Origin of the sequence: Bradyrhizobium frederickii (genome assembly GCF_004570865.1) — a bacterium.
GTDB lineage: Bacteria > Pseudomonadota > Alphaproteobacteria > Rhizobiales > Xanthobacteraceae > Bradyrhizobium > Bradyrhizobium frederickii.
In genome coordinates this window covers 32385-46957 of sequence record NZ_SPQS01000038.1, presented here as the reverse complement: position 1 = coordinate 46957, position 14573 = coordinate 32385, and the positions used below count along the sequence as shown (strand labels likewise).

The 14573-nt window shown below is 65.9% G+C and carries 15 protein-coding genes and 2 pseudogenes; 3 read left to right on the top strand and 14 right to left on the bottom strand.

Translation table 11 applies throughout. The features are described from left to right. Positions 1–180: pseudogene (locus tag E4K64_RS36225) on the bottom strand (BA14K family protein); the annotation flags it as partial. Between the two features lie 243 nt (positions 181–423). On the opposite strand from E4K64_RS36225, the gene E4K64_RS36220 reads away from it, so the two are divergent. Continuing rightward, complete coding sequence (locus E4K64_RS36220) at positions 424–831, top strand: NADH:ubiquinone oxidoreductase subunit NDUFA12 (RefSeq protein ID WP_126261602.1); 408 nt, start codon at positions 424–426, stop codon at positions 829–831. Positions 832–1369: 538 nt separating this feature from the next. Here E4K64_RS36220 and E4K64_RS36215 read toward each other — a convergent pair. Beyond that, positions 1370–2056: a DJ-1/PfpI family protein gene (locus E4K64_RS36215; RefSeq protein WP_135167474.1), complete on the bottom strand. Its 687-nt coding sequence runs from the start codon at positions 2054–2056 to the stop codon at positions 1370–1372. A gap of 95 nt (positions 2057–2151) precedes the next feature. Between E4K64_RS36215 and E4K64_RS36210 the strand changes: the two genes are divergently transcribed. Further along, complete coding sequence (locus E4K64_RS36210) at positions 2152–3090, top strand: GlxA family transcriptional regulator (protein ID WP_135167473.1); 939 nt, start codon at positions 2152–2154, stop codon at positions 3088–3090. A gap of 71 nt (positions 3091–3161) precedes the next feature. Here E4K64_RS36210 and E4K64_RS36205 read toward each other — a convergent pair whose 3' ends face one another. The 3 genes and pseudogenes from E4K64_RS36205 to E4K64_RS36195 form a co-directional block, all read right to left on the bottom strand. Further along, on the bottom strand, positions 3162–3416 hold the full coding sequence (locus E4K64_RS36205) for a PepSY domain-containing protein (protein ID WP_135167476.1): 255 nt from the start codon (positions 3414–3416) through the stop codon (positions 3162–3164). Positions 3417–3507: 91 nt separating this feature from the next. Continuing rightward, positions 3508–4515, bottom strand: coding sequence for a Na+-dependent transporter (locus E4K64_RS36200; RefSeq protein ID WP_135167472.1), 1008 nt, complete (start codon positions 4513–4515; stop codon positions 3508–3510). A gap of 36 nt (positions 4516–4551) precedes the next feature. Then, positions 4552–4839 (bottom strand): annotated as a pseudogene (locus E4K64_RS36195) (alpha/beta hydrolase); the annotation flags it as partial. 212 nt (positions 4840–5051) lie between these two features. Here E4K64_RS36195 and E4K64_RS36190 point away from each other — a divergent pair. Then, complete coding sequence (locus E4K64_RS36190) at positions 5052–6086, top strand: DUF2155 domain-containing protein (protein ID WP_167772431.1); 1035 nt, start codon at positions 5052–5054, stop codon at positions 6084–6086. A 12-nt stretch (positions 6087–6098) separates the two neighbouring features. On the opposite strand, the gene aat is transcribed toward E4K64_RS36190, so the two are convergent. From aat to E4K64_RS36145, 9 genes are all read right to left on the bottom strand, one after another. Then, complete coding sequence (gene aat / locus E4K64_RS36185; protein WP_135167470.1) at positions 6099–6779, bottom strand: leucyl/phenylalanyl-tRNA--protein transferase; 681 nt, start codon at positions 6777–6779, stop codon at positions 6099–6101. Between the two features lie 56 nt (positions 6780–6835). Beyond that, positions 6836–7939, bottom strand: a complete 1104-nt coding sequence (locus E4K64_RS36180) for a sensor histidine kinase (RefSeq protein ID WP_135167469.1) — start codon at positions 7937–7939, stop codon at positions 6836–6838. Next, positions 7936–8376 carry a response regulator gene (locus E4K64_RS36175; RefSeq protein WP_128922005.1) on the bottom strand — a complete coding sequence of 147 codons (441 nt, stop codon included), beginning with the start codon at positions 8374–8376 and terminating at the stop codon, positions 7936–7938. The genes E4K64_RS36180 and E4K64_RS36175 overlap by 4 nt, the downstream gene beginning before the upstream one ends. Then, positions 8373–9899: a sensor histidine kinase gene (locus E4K64_RS36170; protein ID WP_135167468.1), complete on the bottom strand. Its 1527-nt coding sequence runs from the start codon at positions 9897–9899 to the stop codon at positions 8373–8375. The genes E4K64_RS36175 and E4K64_RS36170 overlap by 4 nt, the downstream gene beginning before the upstream one ends. A gap of 104 nt (positions 9900–10003) precedes the next feature. Next, complete coding sequence (gene accC / locus E4K64_RS36165) at positions 10004–11362, bottom strand: acetyl-CoA carboxylase biotin carboxylase subunit (RefSeq protein ID WP_135167467.1); 1359 nt, start codon at positions 11360–11362, stop codon at positions 10004–10006. An 83-nt stretch (positions 11363–11445) separates the two neighbouring features. Continuing rightward, entirely contained in the window at positions 11446–11934 is a 489-nt protein-coding gene (gene accB, locus E4K64_RS36160; RefSeq protein ID WP_135167466.1) for an acetyl-CoA carboxylase biotin carboxyl carrier protein, read from the bottom strand. Positions 11935–11972: 38 nt separating this feature from the next. Further along, a complete protein-coding gene (gene aroQ / locus E4K64_RS36155) occupies positions 11973–12440 on the bottom strand; it encodes a type II 3-dehydroquinate dehydratase (protein ID WP_135167465.1) in 468 nt (155 codons plus the stop codon). 228 nt (positions 12441–12668) lie between these two features. Then, on the bottom strand, positions 12669–13547 hold the full coding sequence (locus E4K64_RS36150) for a DUF1236 domain-containing protein (protein WP_135167464.1): 879 nt from the start codon (positions 13545–13547) through the stop codon (positions 12669–12671). Between the two features lie 210 nt (positions 13548–13757). Then, positions 13758–14525 (bottom strand): DsbA family protein, encoded by a 768-nt coding sequence (locus tag E4K64_RS36145; protein WP_135167463.1) that lies wholly within the window; start codon positions 14523–14525, stop codon positions 13758–13760. Positions 14526–14573: the final 48 nt, after the last annotated feature.

Sequence of the window (14573 nt, the reverse complement as noted above, 5' to 3'; positions counted from 1 at the left end):
CCCCATCCGGGCTCCACCCCCCATGCCGCCGCCGCCGACATGCGCACCGCCGCCACCACCGCCGATGTGCACGCCGCCCCCGCCACCACGGGCGGCGCGATCCTGCGCGAAGCTCGGTGCGGTCATGGGTAGAACGAGCGCCAGCGTAGCGGCTGCACTCAAAACTCTCAGACTGTTCATGGGTAAACTCCTTTCCCGGAAGCAAACCCTATGAAAGAGCTATGGTTCCTGGGATCACGCCGGTTTGCGCGTGAAGGGGAGCCTCACTCGTGGCCGCTGTACCCGGCATGAACGGATCGCGTCCGATTTGCGGCAACGCCTGGGTCGCGGCTGCGCGTCTGCCGAGGGCACCACCGCGCCGCCGAACTGGACATTTCGCCGGCCGGATGGCATCAGGGCCCGACGAAGCAGGGCCCTTGCCGCATGAAACAATTCTTCCTCAAGTTCTTCACCTGGTGGAATGGCCAGACTTTTGGCACCCAACTCTGGACCAAACGGTACGGGGAGCTGGTCGGCCAGGACGAGCAGGGCAATCTCTACTATCGCACCCGCGGCGGCGCGGTCGATCCGACCCTGGGCTTCGAGCGGCGCTGGGTGGTCTATAACGGCTATGCCGAAGCGAGCCGGATCCCGCCGTCATGGCACGGCTGGATTCATCACACCGTCGATGTGCCGCCGACCGAGGACAATTACCAGCCGCGCGAGTGGGAGAAGCCGCACCAGCCGAATCTCACCGGCACGGCGAAGGCCTATCGTCCCTCGGGATCGACCCTCGCCAGCGGCAAGCGCCCGAAGGCGACCGGCGACTATCAGCCCTGGACCCCTGGCTAGACGTTCGGCCCGCGATCTTCATCGTTCAACTGGATGCAGCCGCATCCGCCTCACGCCGCTGTGGACAACGGGAACAGCGGGGACGGCGCCTGCGCGGCCGTTGCGGCCGCGCCAGCAATGCAGTCCAATGATCCCATCTTACGGAGATGGGAGACCATCGCGTTCGGTTCGGGCAACAGTTCGCGACTGTCCCGAGATGCAGCGGCCGCCGAGTATGGACTCGATCGGGAGATAGGCCCCCGGTCTGGAAGCTCCGACATCGCTCGATGTGAATGTGCAGCCGCCGTAAGACAGGAAAGGCCGCTTGGGAAACCGAGCGGCCTTTTTCTGTTGCTGTCGTCTTCTGTTGTTATCGTCCTGGCGCGTGCCCCGGACGCAGCGCAGCGCTTCCCCGGCGATGCACAGCATCGTCCGGTTCAGCGGTGCGCTGCAGAGCCGGGGCCCATCTCACCGTGTGCCGTGTTGCGTTCTGGGTCCCGGCTCTGCGGAGCGTCACTGCGTGCCGCGCCGCGTCCGGGACATGAGAGCGAGGTCCGCGCTACGCCATCCGCTCGGCTGCGAGCTTGACGGCTTCAAGCCGCCGCGCCTGGTTTTGCGCGCCGCGCTCCCGGAGCAGGGTCAACACTTCGGCCGGCGCGGTCTCGGGCGAGCCCGAATTGAACGGCGGTGCCGGGTTGTACTCCATCTGGAGCTGGATCGCTTGCGCGGTGGTGCGATCGATCAGGATCGACACCAGCGTCAGCGCGAAATCGATTCCGGCGGTGACGCCGCCGCCGGTGATGCGATTGCGGTCGATGCAGACGCGCGTCTTTGTTGGCGTCGCGCCGAACTGGCCGAGCATCTCCATCGCGCTCCAATGGGTCGCGGCGCGGTAGCCCTTGAGCAGACCGGCGGCGCCGAGCGCCAGCGATCCCGTGCAGACGGAGCTGACGTACTTCGCGCCCGCGGCCTGCTTGCGCAGGAAGTCGAGCACCTCGTCGTCGCCCAGCAGGTCGTTGGTGCCGGCGCCGCCGGGCACGCAGATCACGTCGAGCTGCGGGCAGTCGGCGAATGTCGTGGTCGGCGTCAGCGTCAGCACGGAATCGCTCGGCACCGGCTCGATCCGCTTCCAGATCAAATGCAGCTTGGCGCCGGGCACCATGGCGAACACCTGCAAGGGGCCGGTGAAGTCGAGCTGGGTGACGCGCGGAAATATCAGAAGACCGATCTGGAGCGGTGACGACATCGGCGGATCCTCCAAAGATGAGCTTGACGGGCGAAGATTGGCATGCTGCCTTTGTGTCCGGAATGGCATAATTCCCACTATTTCGGACGTAGGCTATGATCGGCATCTTGATCTTCCCGGATTTCCAGCTGCTCGATGCCGCCGGTCCGATCTCGGTGTTCGAGGTCGCGGCACGCTGCGCCGACAAGCCGCTGGCGCTACGGGTGCTGGCGTTGAATGCAGGGCCGGTGCGCAGCTCTTCGGGCGTCGAGATGATGGCGCGCGATTTCAAGTCGGCGAATGCGATCACCACTCTGGTGATCGCGGGCGGCGTCGGCGTTGCGGATGCCGCGCGCTGCGAGGTCACGCGTGCCTTCGTGCAGCGGCTGGCAAAGCGCGGCGTGCGGGTCGCGAGCGTCTGCTCGGGCGCCTATGTGCTGGCTGAGGCGGGGCTGCTCGACGGCCGCCGCGCCACCACGCATTGGGGGCGGACGCGCGACTTCGTCACGCGCTATCCGAAAGTAAAGTTCGAGCCCGACCAGATCTTCACCCGCGACGGCAATGTGTGGACGTCGGCCGGCATCACCGCCGGCATCGACCTCGCGCTCGCGATGGTGACTGAGGACCATGGCGAGGAGATCGCGCAAGCGGCCGCGCGCCAGCTCGTGCTCTATCATCGCCGCAGCGGTGGCCAGTCGCAGTTCTCATCGCTGCTGGAGCTGAAAGGATCGAACGGCCGCTTCGGCGCGCTGTTGTCCTGGGCGCGTGAAAATCTCGACGCGCCGCTAACGGTGGAGGATCTCGCCGATCGCGCCGGCATGAGCGCGCGGCATTTCGCCCGCGCCTTCGCCGCCGAGACCGGCACGACGCCCTCAAAAGCGATCGAGCGGCTCCGGCTCGAAGTCGCGCGCGAGCGCGTGCAGTCTTCGCGCGAGGGCATCGAGTTGGTTGCGGAAGCAACCGGCTTCCGCGATCCCGAGCGCATGCGCCGCGCCTTCATCCGCGCCTTCGGCCAGCCGCCACAGGCACTGCGGCGCGCGGCAAGGGCGGGATAGGCGTGTACGCTTGAACTGGCGCGTGCGAAATGGCGACGTCTGCGTTGTTCAGATTTGGACGTCGCCGATGGTCACTTGTCCGGCTTTTCGCGCACGATGGCGCCGGTTTTGGGATCGGCATGGAATTCCATCTTCTGTCCGTTCTTGATGCCTTCGCCCTCCCACTGGCCATCGTCGGCTTCAAGCTTGGTCACCTGCGAATAGCCAGATTCCATGACCTTGGCCTTCACTTGCTCCATCGGCATCCAGTCCGGTCCGGGTTGATCTGCTCTTGCTGCTGAGCCCATGGCAAGGGAACCGAGAACCAGAATTGCGGCAAACTTCATCGCCAATCTCCATTCGATGAACGGCTTCAACGAGATCTCTGAACTGATGTTCCTTCACTTCGTCTGAGCGATGCAAACCACGGGAACATACCTAAGCGACGTTGTCTGCCGCTGTAGCCCTCGACGCATCCGCGCGCCCCGTCAGCCGCCGCGCGATCGGCATCAGCATGTAGGGCGCGAGATGAATCGGAAACTGCGTCATCGCGAAATAGAGCCAGGTGGTCGGCGGCAAGGCGCCGGCCGTTGCCGCCAGCATCAGGCCGAGATTGCGCTGTGACACCATCAGCCCGAGCGCCAGCGCGCGTTCGGTGCCGATACGGCGGAACAACAGCGTGGTGATGGCGAGCAGGGTGAAGTAGATCGCGAAGGACAGGGCTGCGAGGCTGATGGTGAACAGCGGATGCGCGAGGAGGTCGCTCGCGACGTCGCCCATGATCGCCGCCGCGAAGATGAAAAGGATGATGATGTTGAGACCGTCGATCGGCGTCTTGTGACGCTGGATCGCCTCCGCGCCGAAGATCCACCGGATGGCTGTCGCGGCGAGCAGCGAGGCGGCAAGGATGCCGAGCAGTTTCAGGCCCAGTGCCAGCGGCGTGATGCTGAGCATGTCGCCGAGGAAGAGGCCTGCGAACATCGAGGCGGTGAAGGGCACCAGCGCGGTCGAGGTCACCAGCGTGATCAGGACGAGCGTGGCATCGAGACCCATCAGCGCGGCAAGGGCCGGGGAGGCCATCATCGGCGAGGCCATGCTCTGCAGCATCAGTGCGAGCGCCAGCCCGGGCGCGCGGACGGTGAGGCCGGTTGCGTGCGCGATCAACCCGACGATCAGCGGCACGCCGATCGTGGTCCAGGCCGTGGCGGTCGCGACCAGCGCGGGCCTGCGCAAATGGCTGTAGAGCGCGGCCAGATCGACCCGCATGAAGGAGATGCAAAGCAGGCCAAGGATGGCTTCGGTGAGATAGGGACGCAGCAACGCGCCGAGCGGTGGCACCGCGGCGGCGATGAACACAATGGCGGCGACCCCGCGGGTGCCCTGGCTGCCCAGCCAGCTCAGGACGCGCAGCGGGAGGGCGGCGATGGTTTGGAGCGGAGAAGCCATGCGGAACGGCGTTCAGCCCAATCCCTTCAACCATGCGCCGGTCACCCGGCCGCCGCCGTGGAACAACACCAGCGCGGGCGACAGGCCGCCGGGCCGGCGCGGCTCCTTGGGCCTATGGAAGCGGGCGGCAATTGCGCCGTGCGAGGCCGGGATCGAGAGTGAAGCTACGCGGGCAAGCTCGGGCGGCTCGGGGTTGGTGGCAAAGCGCGCCTGCGCGTAAGAGGCGCGGGCCTCCGGCGCGGTCAGGGTCTCGCAGGCGGGGCGGCCGGCGTCCTGGAAGGCCTTGGAGACGGCGGCGGCATCGGGATCGAGCACAACGGGCATGATGCGGGGGCGACCTCGGGGTTTCCAGTCAGGTTGGGCGTCTTATTTGGGCGGGCGATGCCGGGCCCCGGGCCCCTCGGGGGGCTGTTTGACTATCCCATTCGGAAGCCGATCTGGCCAGACGGGGCCGGGAAGGGCGGGGCTGCCGCCCTTCCCCCGCCGTATTCGCCGTGTTAACCGGATGGCCTGCGAGCGGCGGTAACCCCTATAAAATGTCCAACAAGCCCGATTCGCTGTTGAAGCCGCGCGAGATGTTTCGAACCATTACCCTGACTGGTCTTGCGGCGCTTTTGGCCGCCACCGCGCTGACGGTTGCGACGCCGGCTCAGGCGCAAATCGGCACGATCTTTTCCGATCCGCCGCCGCTGCGGCCGCCCGGCAATATTCCGCGCGGCCAGCCGCAGCCGCAGCCGATCCCCGACGACGACGAAGAGGTGCCGGAGCTGCCGCCGCAGGGCCGCGTGCTGCCGTCGCGTCCGATGCCTCCGCCGCCGGGCCGGCAGGGGAACGTGATGCCGGGGCCGGTCGAAACCCAGCCGCTGGCGCCGCCGCCGGGCTCCACCGTCGCTCCGCCAAATCAGCCGCCTTCCGCGGCGATCGCGCCGCCCGGTCCGCAAGGCGCCCCGGGCGCGCCTGGGCGTCAGCCGCAGCAGAAGGGCGCTCCGGGCGCCGTGCCGCAGACCCCGGCAAGTCTGCAGCCGGGCGACGAGGTCGTCACCGAGCCGCCGGCGCAGAAGATCGTGAACAAGAAGGCGACCTTCTCGGGCCTCGACAAGATCACCGGCCGCATCATCAATTTCGACGAGGAGATCGGCGAGACCGTTCAGTTCGGCGCGCTCAGGGTCAAGACCGACGCCTGCTACACGCGGCCGGCGACGGAGGCCACCAACACCGATGCCTTCGTCGAGGTCGATGAAATCACCTTGCAGGGCGAGGTGAAGCGCATCTTCTCCGGCTGGATGTACGCGGCAAGCCCGGGCCTGCACGGCGTCGAGCACCCGATCTACGACATCTGGCTGACCGACTGCAAAGAGCCGCAGCAAACGGTTGCGACCGCGGCGCCGGATCCTGCGGCCAAGCCGCCGCCGCCACCGCCGCCGGCGCAGAAGAAGGCTGCGCCGAAGCAGGTGCAGCAGCGTCCGCCGCAACCTCTGCCGCCGATCCAGCAGCAGCAACCGGCACCGCCGCCGCCCCCGCCGCCGGAGCAGCGGCCGGGTCTGTTCGGTATTCCCGGCTTCGGCCGGTAAGCCGGCGATCGACTATTGCCGCGAAGCGATGATCTCGAGTGCGCGCGCGCCCGGGATGGCCTCGCCGGATGAGAGCCTGAGGAAATCGCCGGGCTCGCCGGTCAGCGCCTTGTCGAGCAGCGCGGTGTAGCGCCGCCGCGAGATTTCGACCGCGCCAAAGCTCTTCAGGTGCTCGGTGACGTATTGGGTGTCGAGCAGCTCGAAGCCACCATGGATGAGCCGCGCGACCAGATGCACCAGCGCGACCTTCGAGGCGTCGCGCGCGGTGTGGAACATGCTCTCGCCGAAGAAGGCCCGTCCCAAGCTGACGCCGTACAGCCCGCCGACGAGATCATCGCCCTGCCAGGCTTCGACGCTGTGGCAATGGCCGAGCTGATACAGGCCGCCATAGAGGTCGCGGATGCGCTTGTTGATCCAGGTGTCCTCGCGCCCGATCTGCGGCGCGGCGCAGCCCGCGATCGTCGCCTTGAATGCGGTGTTGACGGTCACGCGAAACACGTCCGAGCGCACCGTGCGCGCAAGCCGCGAGGCGACGCGAAATCCGTCGAGGGGGATGACGCCGCGAAATTCCGGCTCGACCCAGAACAGGGTCGGATCGTCGGCGCTTTCCGCCATCGGGAAGATGCCGCAGGCATAGGCGCGCAGCAGCACGGCCGGGGTGATTTCAGACGGAGCGGAGTCGCGAGAAGTCATGGTTCGCGATCATAGCAGGATCGCGATGCGGTTGCGATGGGGTGCGCAGCGCGAGGTCAGCCGACGGCAGCGGTGCCGGTCTTGCCCGGACTTGTGGGCACGCGAGCGAACTTCAGCACGATCCGGGTTCCGGAATGCGCGGGGTCGCGCTCGACCGAGGCGTCGAGCTTGGCGGCCATGGCCGCGACGATGCGCTGGCCCATGCCGGTGGAGCGCGGATCGGCCTTGACGGCGTCGCCGACGCCGTTGTCGGTGATCGTCAGCAGGAGTTCGTCGCCGGTCGCGGTCAGCTCGACATGGATCGGGCCGGCGCCGTCGGGATAGGCGTATTTCACGGCGTTCATCACCAGCTCGTTGACGATGATGCCGACGGCGACCGCGCGGTCCGGATCGATCTCGATCGGTTCGGCCTTCAGCGTCAGGCGCGACATCCGGTTGCCTTCGGCCGAGCGGCGGAGATCCTCGAGCAGGGAATCCAGATACTGGTTCAGCACCACGCTCTTCAGGTCCTGCGAGGTGTAGAGGCGTCGGTGCACCTGCGCGACCGCGGCGACACGGCCCATCGCATTGGTCAGCGCCGCCTTGACCTCTTCCTGCGCGGCCGAGCTTGCCTGAAGGTGCAGCAGAGAGGCGATGATCTGGAGCGAGTTGCCGACGCGGTGGTTGACCTCGCGCAGCAGCAGCTCGCGTTCGGCGGCAAGAGCCGCGTAGCGGTCGCGCGAGGCGTGGATCTCGGCTTCGGCTTCCTCGCGCGCTTTCTGCAATTCGGCCTGGCGCAGCGCGCCCTCGGTCGCGACGTGGAGCAGGGGGATGAAATCGCCGGTGACGTCCTTGACGAGATAATCGGCCGCGCCCGCCTTCAGCGCGGTGACGGCGATGTTGGAATCCTGCGAGGCCGTGACGAACACGACGGGCGGTGCGTCCGGGATCGCCATGATCTGCTCGAGCGTCTCCAGCCCGTCGAGACCCGGCATGTACTGGTCGAGCGCGACCACGTCGATGCCGCCCTCGGCACGAGCGCGGCGGATGCGCTCGAGGCCTTCCTCGCCGCTCGCGGCATGGACGACCCTGTAGCCGCGCCGCGTCAGGCCGCGTTCGACCAGGCGCGCCAGCGCACCGTCGTCGTCGATGTAGAGCAGGGTTGGCGTGCGCTGGTTCATGGGGCGGCGGGCGGGACCTGGATGACCGAGAAGAACAGGCCGAGCTGCCGGATGGCATTGGCGAAATTCTCGTAGTTGACGGGCTTGGTGATGTAGACGTTGCAGCCGAGCTCGTAGCAGCGCTTGATTTCCTGGGAATCGTCGGTGGTGGTCAGGACCACCACGGGCGAAGCCTTCAGATATTTGTTTTCCTTGATCTGCCTCAGGATGTCGATCCCGGTCATGTCGGGCAGGTTGAGGTCGAGCAGGATCAGAAGCGCATTGCCCTTCTGCACGAGGCCGCTGCCGTCGGCGCCGAACAGGTGCTGCATCGCGTCGGTGCCGTTGGCGAACGAGACGATCTCGTTGTTGACTCCGGAGCGGCGGATGTTGCGCTCGATCAAGCGGGCGTGGCCCTCGTCGTCCTCGATCATGATGATGGTGACAGGCTGGGTCATCGATCTCTGTTCCGGTTGCTCACGTTCCAGGCGATCGGCAGCGTGATCGTGAAGGTGCTGCCCGCGTTCAGTTCCGATGATACCGACATGGTGCCGCCGAGGCGACGCACAAGTGCACGCACATGTGCAAGACCAATGCCCTGGCCGGGCTTGTCCTGGGTTCCCGCGCGGCGGAACAGGTCGAATATCCGCTGGTGGTCCTTCGGATCGATGCCGCGGCCGTTGTCGCTGATCTCGAAGATGGCGTAACCGAGCTTGGTCCGCCCCCGGATTCTGATCTCTCCGGGCACGCCGTGCTTCAGATATTTGATCGCATTGTCGATCAGGTTGGAGAAGATCTGCTCGAGCGCGAGCCGGTCGCTCACGACATTCGGCAGCGGCTCGAGGTGGATCTCGGCCTGCGCCTCGGCCGCCTGGTGCGCCAGCGTCGACACGACGGCCTCGATCAGCTCGGTCGTGTCGATCTTCGCGGGCTGGAATTCACGCCGGCCCTCGCGGGTGAGGTTGAGGATCGCCGAGATCAGACGGTCCATCTTGGCGATCGACGTCTTGATGAAGCCGAGCGCTTCGGAGAAATCCTCCTGGAGCTGCTTGTCCGGACCTTCGAGCGCGATCTCGCCGGGCCCGGCGGGGGCCAGCGGTGCACCGTCCGCAGAGACATGGGCGAGGCCGCCGATGCGGCGGAAGATGTCGCCGCCGAGCTCTTCGAGCTCGCTGGTAAAGCCCATGATGTTGACGAGCGGCGAGCGCAGATCGTGGCTGACGATATAGGCAAAGCGCTGGATCTCGTCGTTGGCCTCGCGCAGGTCCGCCGTGCGCTCGTCGACGACGGACTCCAGATTGATATTGGCGTCGCGCAGGCGCGCTTCGGCCTCGTCACGGGCGCGGGCCGAGCGCCGCACCAGCCAGGTCGAGATCATGGCCAGCAGCACGACGAGGCCGGAGCCGATGCCGGTCATCGATGCAGCGAGAGTCTGGCTGTGGTCGGAGTTGGCGGTGCGGAGCCGAAACAGCCGCTCCTCCTCGCGGATCATCGCGTTGGCCTGGTTGGTGATCGTGGTCGTGGTGTTGCCGCGGGCGGCCTCGCGGACGAGCTCGATGGCCCGGTCGAACTGCCCCTGCTTGACGAAGGACATCTCGCGCGAGAACTGGTCGAGCCGGGTCTCGATCGCCGCGCTCAGCTTCTCGATACTGTCGCGTTGCGCCGGATTGTCGCCGATCTGGCGCGTGAGCTTGTCGAGCGCGGGAATGATCGCGGCGACGGCCTTCTCGTGCTCCGACTGGAAATCCGGTCCTTGCGTCAGGAGAAAGCCGCGGGCGCTGCTCTCGGCACGGCGGATCTCAAGCAGCAGGGCGTTGATCTGGCTCTCCGCCTCGATGGTGTGGAGCACCCATTTGCTGTCTTCCCGCGCCTTGTTGACGAGGTAGACCGAGCCGGCGCTGATCACGGTCAGCACCAGAAGGCCCGCCGCGATCAGCAGGATCTGCCAAAATGCCCGCCGTCGTAGGGCCTCGGCCGTCACGACGGCCTCGCTCTGTCACATCTCGCGGAAGTCAAAACGCCCCCTTGGAACCTGACCCGCGACCAGAACGCGATCGGGGCCAAAGGGTTCCACGGCGAAGGGGATTATCGCGGGGCTGGTTCCGCCTTGCCGGCCAGATACTGTTCCAGCCAGTGGATGTGGTAGTCGCCGTTGATGATATCGCCTTCGCGTACCAGGGCGCGGAACAGCGGCAGCGTGGTCTCGATGCCTTCCACCACCATCTCGTCCAGCGCCCGGCGGAGCCGCATCAGGCATTCGGCGCGGGTCTTGCCGTGCACAATCAGCTTGCCGACCAGGGAATCGTAATAGGGCGGGATCGTGTAGCCCTGGTAGACGGCTGAATCGATCCGCACCCCCAGTCCCCCAGGCGGATGGTATTGCAGGATGCGGCCGGGCGAGGGGCGGAAGGTCTGGGGATTCTCGGCGTTGATGCGGCACTCGATCGCGTGGCCGATGACCTGGATCTCTTCCTGCCTGGCCGGCAGGTCACCGCCGGCGGCGATGCGGATCTGCTCCAGCACGAGGTCGATGTCGGTAATGCTCTCGGTGACGGGGTGCTCGACCTGGATGCGGGTGTTCATCTCGATGAAGTAGAATTCGCCGTCCTCGAACAGGAATTCGATCGTGCCGACGCCGAGATATTTCATCTCGCGCATCGCCTTGGCGCAGGTCTCGCCGATCTTGGCCCGCGCGGCCGCGTCGAGCACGGGCGAGGGGCCTTCCTCCCAGACCTTCTGGTGGCGGCGTTGCAGCGAGCAGTCGCGCTCGCCGAGATGGATCGCGCCGCCACGGCCGTCGCCGAGGATCTGGATCTCGATGTGGCGTGGCTTCTGGAGGTATTTTTCCAGGTAGACGGAGGCATCGCCGAAGGCGGATTTGGCCTCGTTGGCCGCCGTCGACAGCGCCACCTGGAGATCCGCCTCGCTGTGCGCGACCTTCATGCCGCGGCCCCCGCCGCCGGCCGCCGCCTTCACCAGCACCGGAAAGCCGATCTTCCTTGCGATGGCCAGGGCGTCGTCGTCGGGGCCGACCGCGCCGTCGGAGCCGGGCACCACGGGAATGCCGAGCTTCTTGGCGGTCTTCTTGGCCTCGATCTTGTCGCCCATCAGGCGGATGTGCTCGGCCTTGGGGCCGATGAAATGCAGATTGTGCTCGGCGAGAATCTCCGCGAAGCGCGCATTCTCAGACAGGAAGCCGTAGCCGGGATGCACGGCATCGGCGCCGGTGATCTCACAGGCCGCGAGCAGCGCGGGCACGTTGAGATAGCTGTCCTTGGATGCCGGCGGGCCGATGCAGACGCTCTCGTCCGACAGGCGCACATGCATGGCGTCGGCGTCGGCGGTGGAGTGCACGGCGACGGTGGCGATCCCGAGCTCCTTGCACGCTCTGAGGATGCGAAGGGCGATCTCGCCGCGATTGGCTATGAGGATCTTGTCGAACATGGTGCCTCAGGGGCGAATGGGGAATAGCGAATGGCGAATAGGGAGGAGGAGCAGCTCTTCGCTACTCGCTATTCGCCACTCCCTCACTCAATGATGACGAGCGGCTCGCCGTACTCGACCGGCTGGCCGTCTTCGACCAGGATCTGCGTCACCGTGCCGGCGCGCGGCGAGGGGATCTGGTTCATGGTCTTCATGGCTTCGATGATCAGCAGCGTCTGTCCGACCGAGACCTTGGATCCGACCTCGATGAACGGCTTGGCGCCCGGTTCGGGCGCCCAATAAGCGGTGCCGACCATCGGCGAGCTCACCGCGCCGGGGTGCTTCGACAGGTCGGGCCCGGCGGCGGCCGTCGCGGCGGGGACGCCCGGCAGGGCGGCGGCAGCCGCAGCCATCGGCACGGGCATGGTCGCAGCAACGCTGATGTTGCGGGCGACGCGCAGGCGCAGGCCCGCACGTTCGATCTCGATCTCGCTGAGGCTGGTCTCATCGAGCAGGAGCGCGAGCTCGCGGACGAGCGCGGAATCCTCGCTGGAAAACTTTGCGGCTGCTTTGTCGTCTGGCTGGCGCGCCATGTTGTTTGATCCGAATGTTCTGTTTTGATGAGGGAGCTTCAGGCTTTGGGCTTGATGGCAAGCTTGGCGGCAAGGCCCTGGATGGCGAGGCGATAGCCCTCGATGCCGAAACCACAGAGCGAGGCGAAGGCCGCGCGCGCCGTATAGGAGTGGTGACGAAAGCTCTCGCGGGCGTGGATGTTGGTCACATGCACCTCGACCGTCGGGATCTGAACCGCGAGCAGCGCGTCGTGCAGCGCGATCGAGGTGTGGGAATAGCCGCCGGCATTGACGATGATGCCCTTCATCTTGCGCCGATGCGCCTCGTGGATGAAGTCGATCAGCTCGCCCTCGCGGTTGGACTGCCGGCAATCGGCCGTGAGACCGAACGTCGCCGCCGTCTCCCGGCACAGCGCCTCGACGTCGGCCAGCGTCGCGTGGCCATACTTCTCCGGCTCGCGCGTCCCCAACATGTTGAGGTTCGGCCCGTTCAGGACGAGGATCGTGTCGGTTGCGGGTTCTGCCATTCCAATCCCGGAAGAGGTGCTTCGGCGTGGCGGGGTTATAGGTAACAAAGCGTCCCAGGGGAAGCCTTGAAGGACCTCCGAAGGGCCTTCAGGTACCTCATCCTGGCTGCAAAAATCTGTGCGGAAGCTACGGAAATTGCTTGTTAACCAGTCCGAACCATGGCTGCCGGCAATCGCAAAGGGGGCGGGCTTTGCTGCCCGCCCCCTGAGCTTGCCGGTGTCGCGGCCTTAGACGTTCAGGACCGCCACGATCTCGTAGGTGTCCGGATTGATGATCACGATCTCTTCCTTGACCAGGATGTACTTGTAGCTCCGCCACTCCGGATAGATGGTCACGACCCGGGACGGCAGGGCGTGAAGGGTAATGCCCTCACGCGGCACGCGGGTGCCAACCGAGATCGAGAAGTTCACGTTGGTCACTGGGGCCACGCGCTCCTCGCGGATCACCGAGGTGATCTGGGTCCGCTGCTCGGTCGAAAGCTTCGCGGCGGCGCCGGCCTGGCCGACCGTGGTCGAGGACGAGGTGCCGCCCTGCGCGTTCTGGGTGCTGCTGGTGCCGGTCTGGCCCTGCGCGTTCTGGTTGGTGCTCGTGCCGGTGCCCTTCTGAGTCTCGGCGCTGTTGGTCGAGGTGCCGCTCTTGCTGCCCTCAGCCTTCATGTCCTTCTGGTCCTTGCCGGACTTGGTGGTGTCCTTGCTGGTGTCCTGGGTCATGCTCTTGGGCTTGTCCTGCTGGGACTTGTCCATCTGACCCTGCGCGCGATCGTCGGTGCGCTGGCCCTTGGTCGCGCCAGCCTTGTCCTCCGCCGCGTTCTTGTTCATCGCACCGCCGGAAGACCGCTCGTCCTTCATCGCGCCCGACTTGTCGTCGGAGGTCCGATCGGACTTCATGTTGCTGGCGCCGCCGGCCTGGCCAACGGTACCCTTGTCATGGCTCATGGAGTCGCGGCCCATCGAGCCGCCGCGCTCGGCGGCACCGCCTGACGGCTGCGAATGCTGCATCTGCTGCGAGCCAGCGCCGCTGTCGCGGCCCTTGTCTTGTGCGTTCGCCAGACCGGCGCCCGCGACGAGGGCGACTGCGGCAACTGAGATCATAAAGCGGTTCAACATCGAATTCTCCTCACGTGTTCTTTGCGTCATTGCCCGCGCCGACAACGAAAGGAGATTTGAGTTGTTCCGGAACTTCGTCTGTTCCGCGGCATTTGTTTGTTGAACGCCAGATGAATGACTTTGCACGAAGACGCCAACGTCCGGTGCAAGAAGAAAGGCCGGCTTTGCAGCCGGCCTTGTCGCGTTTTCCTCGTATCGCAAAACGTGTGATCAGCAGGTTGCCTTGCCGCAGCGGGCGATGCCGATCTTCTCCCTGAGGCTTTCGACGCCGACGGCGCCGATCACGATCTGCTTGCCGATGACGTAGCTCGGCGTGCCGTTCATGCCCATCGCTTCGGCGAGCTTGAAGTTCTCCTCGATGGTGGCGCGCACCTCGGGGCTGGCGATATCCTTCTCGATCCGCGCGGTGTCGAGGCCGGCTTCCTTGGCCGCTTGAAGCGCGCGTGCCTTGTCGGCGGCGCCGCGGCCACTGAGCAGCTTCTGGTGGAAGTCGAGATATTTCTTGCCGGTGGGATCCTGCATCCGCACGGCGACCGCGACCTGCGCCGCTTCGACCGAGCCCTGGCTCAGCACCGGAAACTCCTTCAGCACGACCTTCAGCTTCGGATCGCTCTTCATGATGGTCAGCATGTCGTCCATCGCGCGCTTGCAGTAGCCGCAATTGTAGTCGAAGAATTCGACGAAGGTGACGTCGCCGTCCTTGTTGCCGAGTACGACCTGTCGCGGCGAGTTGAAGATCGCATCGGCATTCTGCGCGATGCTGGCCTCGTGCTTCTGCGTTTCAGCCGCGGCCTGGCGCTTGCTGAGTTCGGCCATGGCCTCCTCGAGCACTTCGGGATGGCTGACGAGATAGTTCTTGATGATCTTCTCGATCTCGGTGCGCTGCGTATCGGAGAAGCTGTCGGCCGAGGCGGGTGCGGCAGCGCCGAGCATGGCGAGCGCAAACAACGCAGGAGCAAGCAGGCGCAGCGAAGGCATAGGCAAATCCTCTTATCCAAAGCAGGTTTCGGGAAACGTCCCGGGGGG

Excerpts from the sequence above, each read along its gene's own strand:
- E4K64_RS36215 (WP_135167474.1), bottom strand. The coding sequence starts at position 2,056 with ATGTCGTCACCGCTCCAGATCGGTCTTCTGATATTTCCGCGCGTCACC.
- E4K64_RS36210 (WP_135167473.1), top strand. The coding sequence starts at position 2,152 with ATGATCGGCATCTTGATCTTCCCGGATTTCCAGCTGCTCGATGCCGCC.
- E4K64_RS36180 (WP_135167469.1), bottom strand. The coding sequence starts at position 7,939 with ATGAACCAGCGCACGCCAACCCTGCTCTACATCGACGACGACGGTGCG.
- E4K64_RS36190 (WP_167772431.1), top strand. The coding sequence starts at position 5,052 with ATGTCCAACAAGCCCGATTCGCTGTTGAAGCCGCGCGAGATGTTTCGA.
- E4K64_RS36145 (WP_135167463.1), bottom strand. The coding sequence starts at position 14,525 with ATGCCTTCGCTGCGCCTGCTTGCTCCTGCGTTGTTTGCGCTCGCCATG.
- aroQ (WP_135167465.1), bottom strand. The coding sequence starts at position 12,440 with ATGGCAGAACCCGCAACCGACACGATCCTCGTCCTGAACGGGCCGAAC.
- aat (WP_135167470.1), bottom strand. The coding sequence starts at position 6,779 with ATGACTTCTCGCGACTCCGCTCCGTCTGAAATCACCCCGGCCGTGCTG.
- E4K64_RS36205 (WP_135167476.1), bottom strand. The coding sequence starts at position 3,416 with ATGAAGTTTGCCGCAATTCTGGTTCTCGGTTCCCTTGCCATGGGCTCA.
- accC (WP_135167467.1), bottom strand. The coding sequence starts at position 11,362 with ATGTTCGACAAGATCCTCATAGCCAATCGCGGCGAGATCGCCCTTCGC.
- E4K64_RS36150 (WP_135167464.1), bottom strand. The coding sequence starts at position 13,547 with ATGTTGAACCGCTTTATGATCTCAGTTGCCGCAGTCGCCCTCGTCGCG.
- E4K64_RS36175 (WP_128922005.1), bottom strand. The coding sequence starts at position 8,376 with ATGACCCAGCCTGTCACCATCATCATGATCGAGGACGACGAGGGCCAC.
- E4K64_RS36200 (WP_135167472.1), bottom strand. The coding sequence starts at position 4,515 with ATGGCTTCTCCGCTCCAAACCATCGCCGCCCTCCCGCTGCGCGTCCTG.
- accB (WP_135167466.1), bottom strand. The coding sequence starts at position 11,934 with ATGGCGCGCCAGCCAGACGACAAAGCAGCCGCAAAGTTTTCCAGCGAG.
- E4K64_RS36220 (WP_126261602.1), top strand. The coding sequence starts at position 424 with ATGAAACAATTCTTCCTCAAGTTCTTCACCTGGTGGAATGGCCAGACT.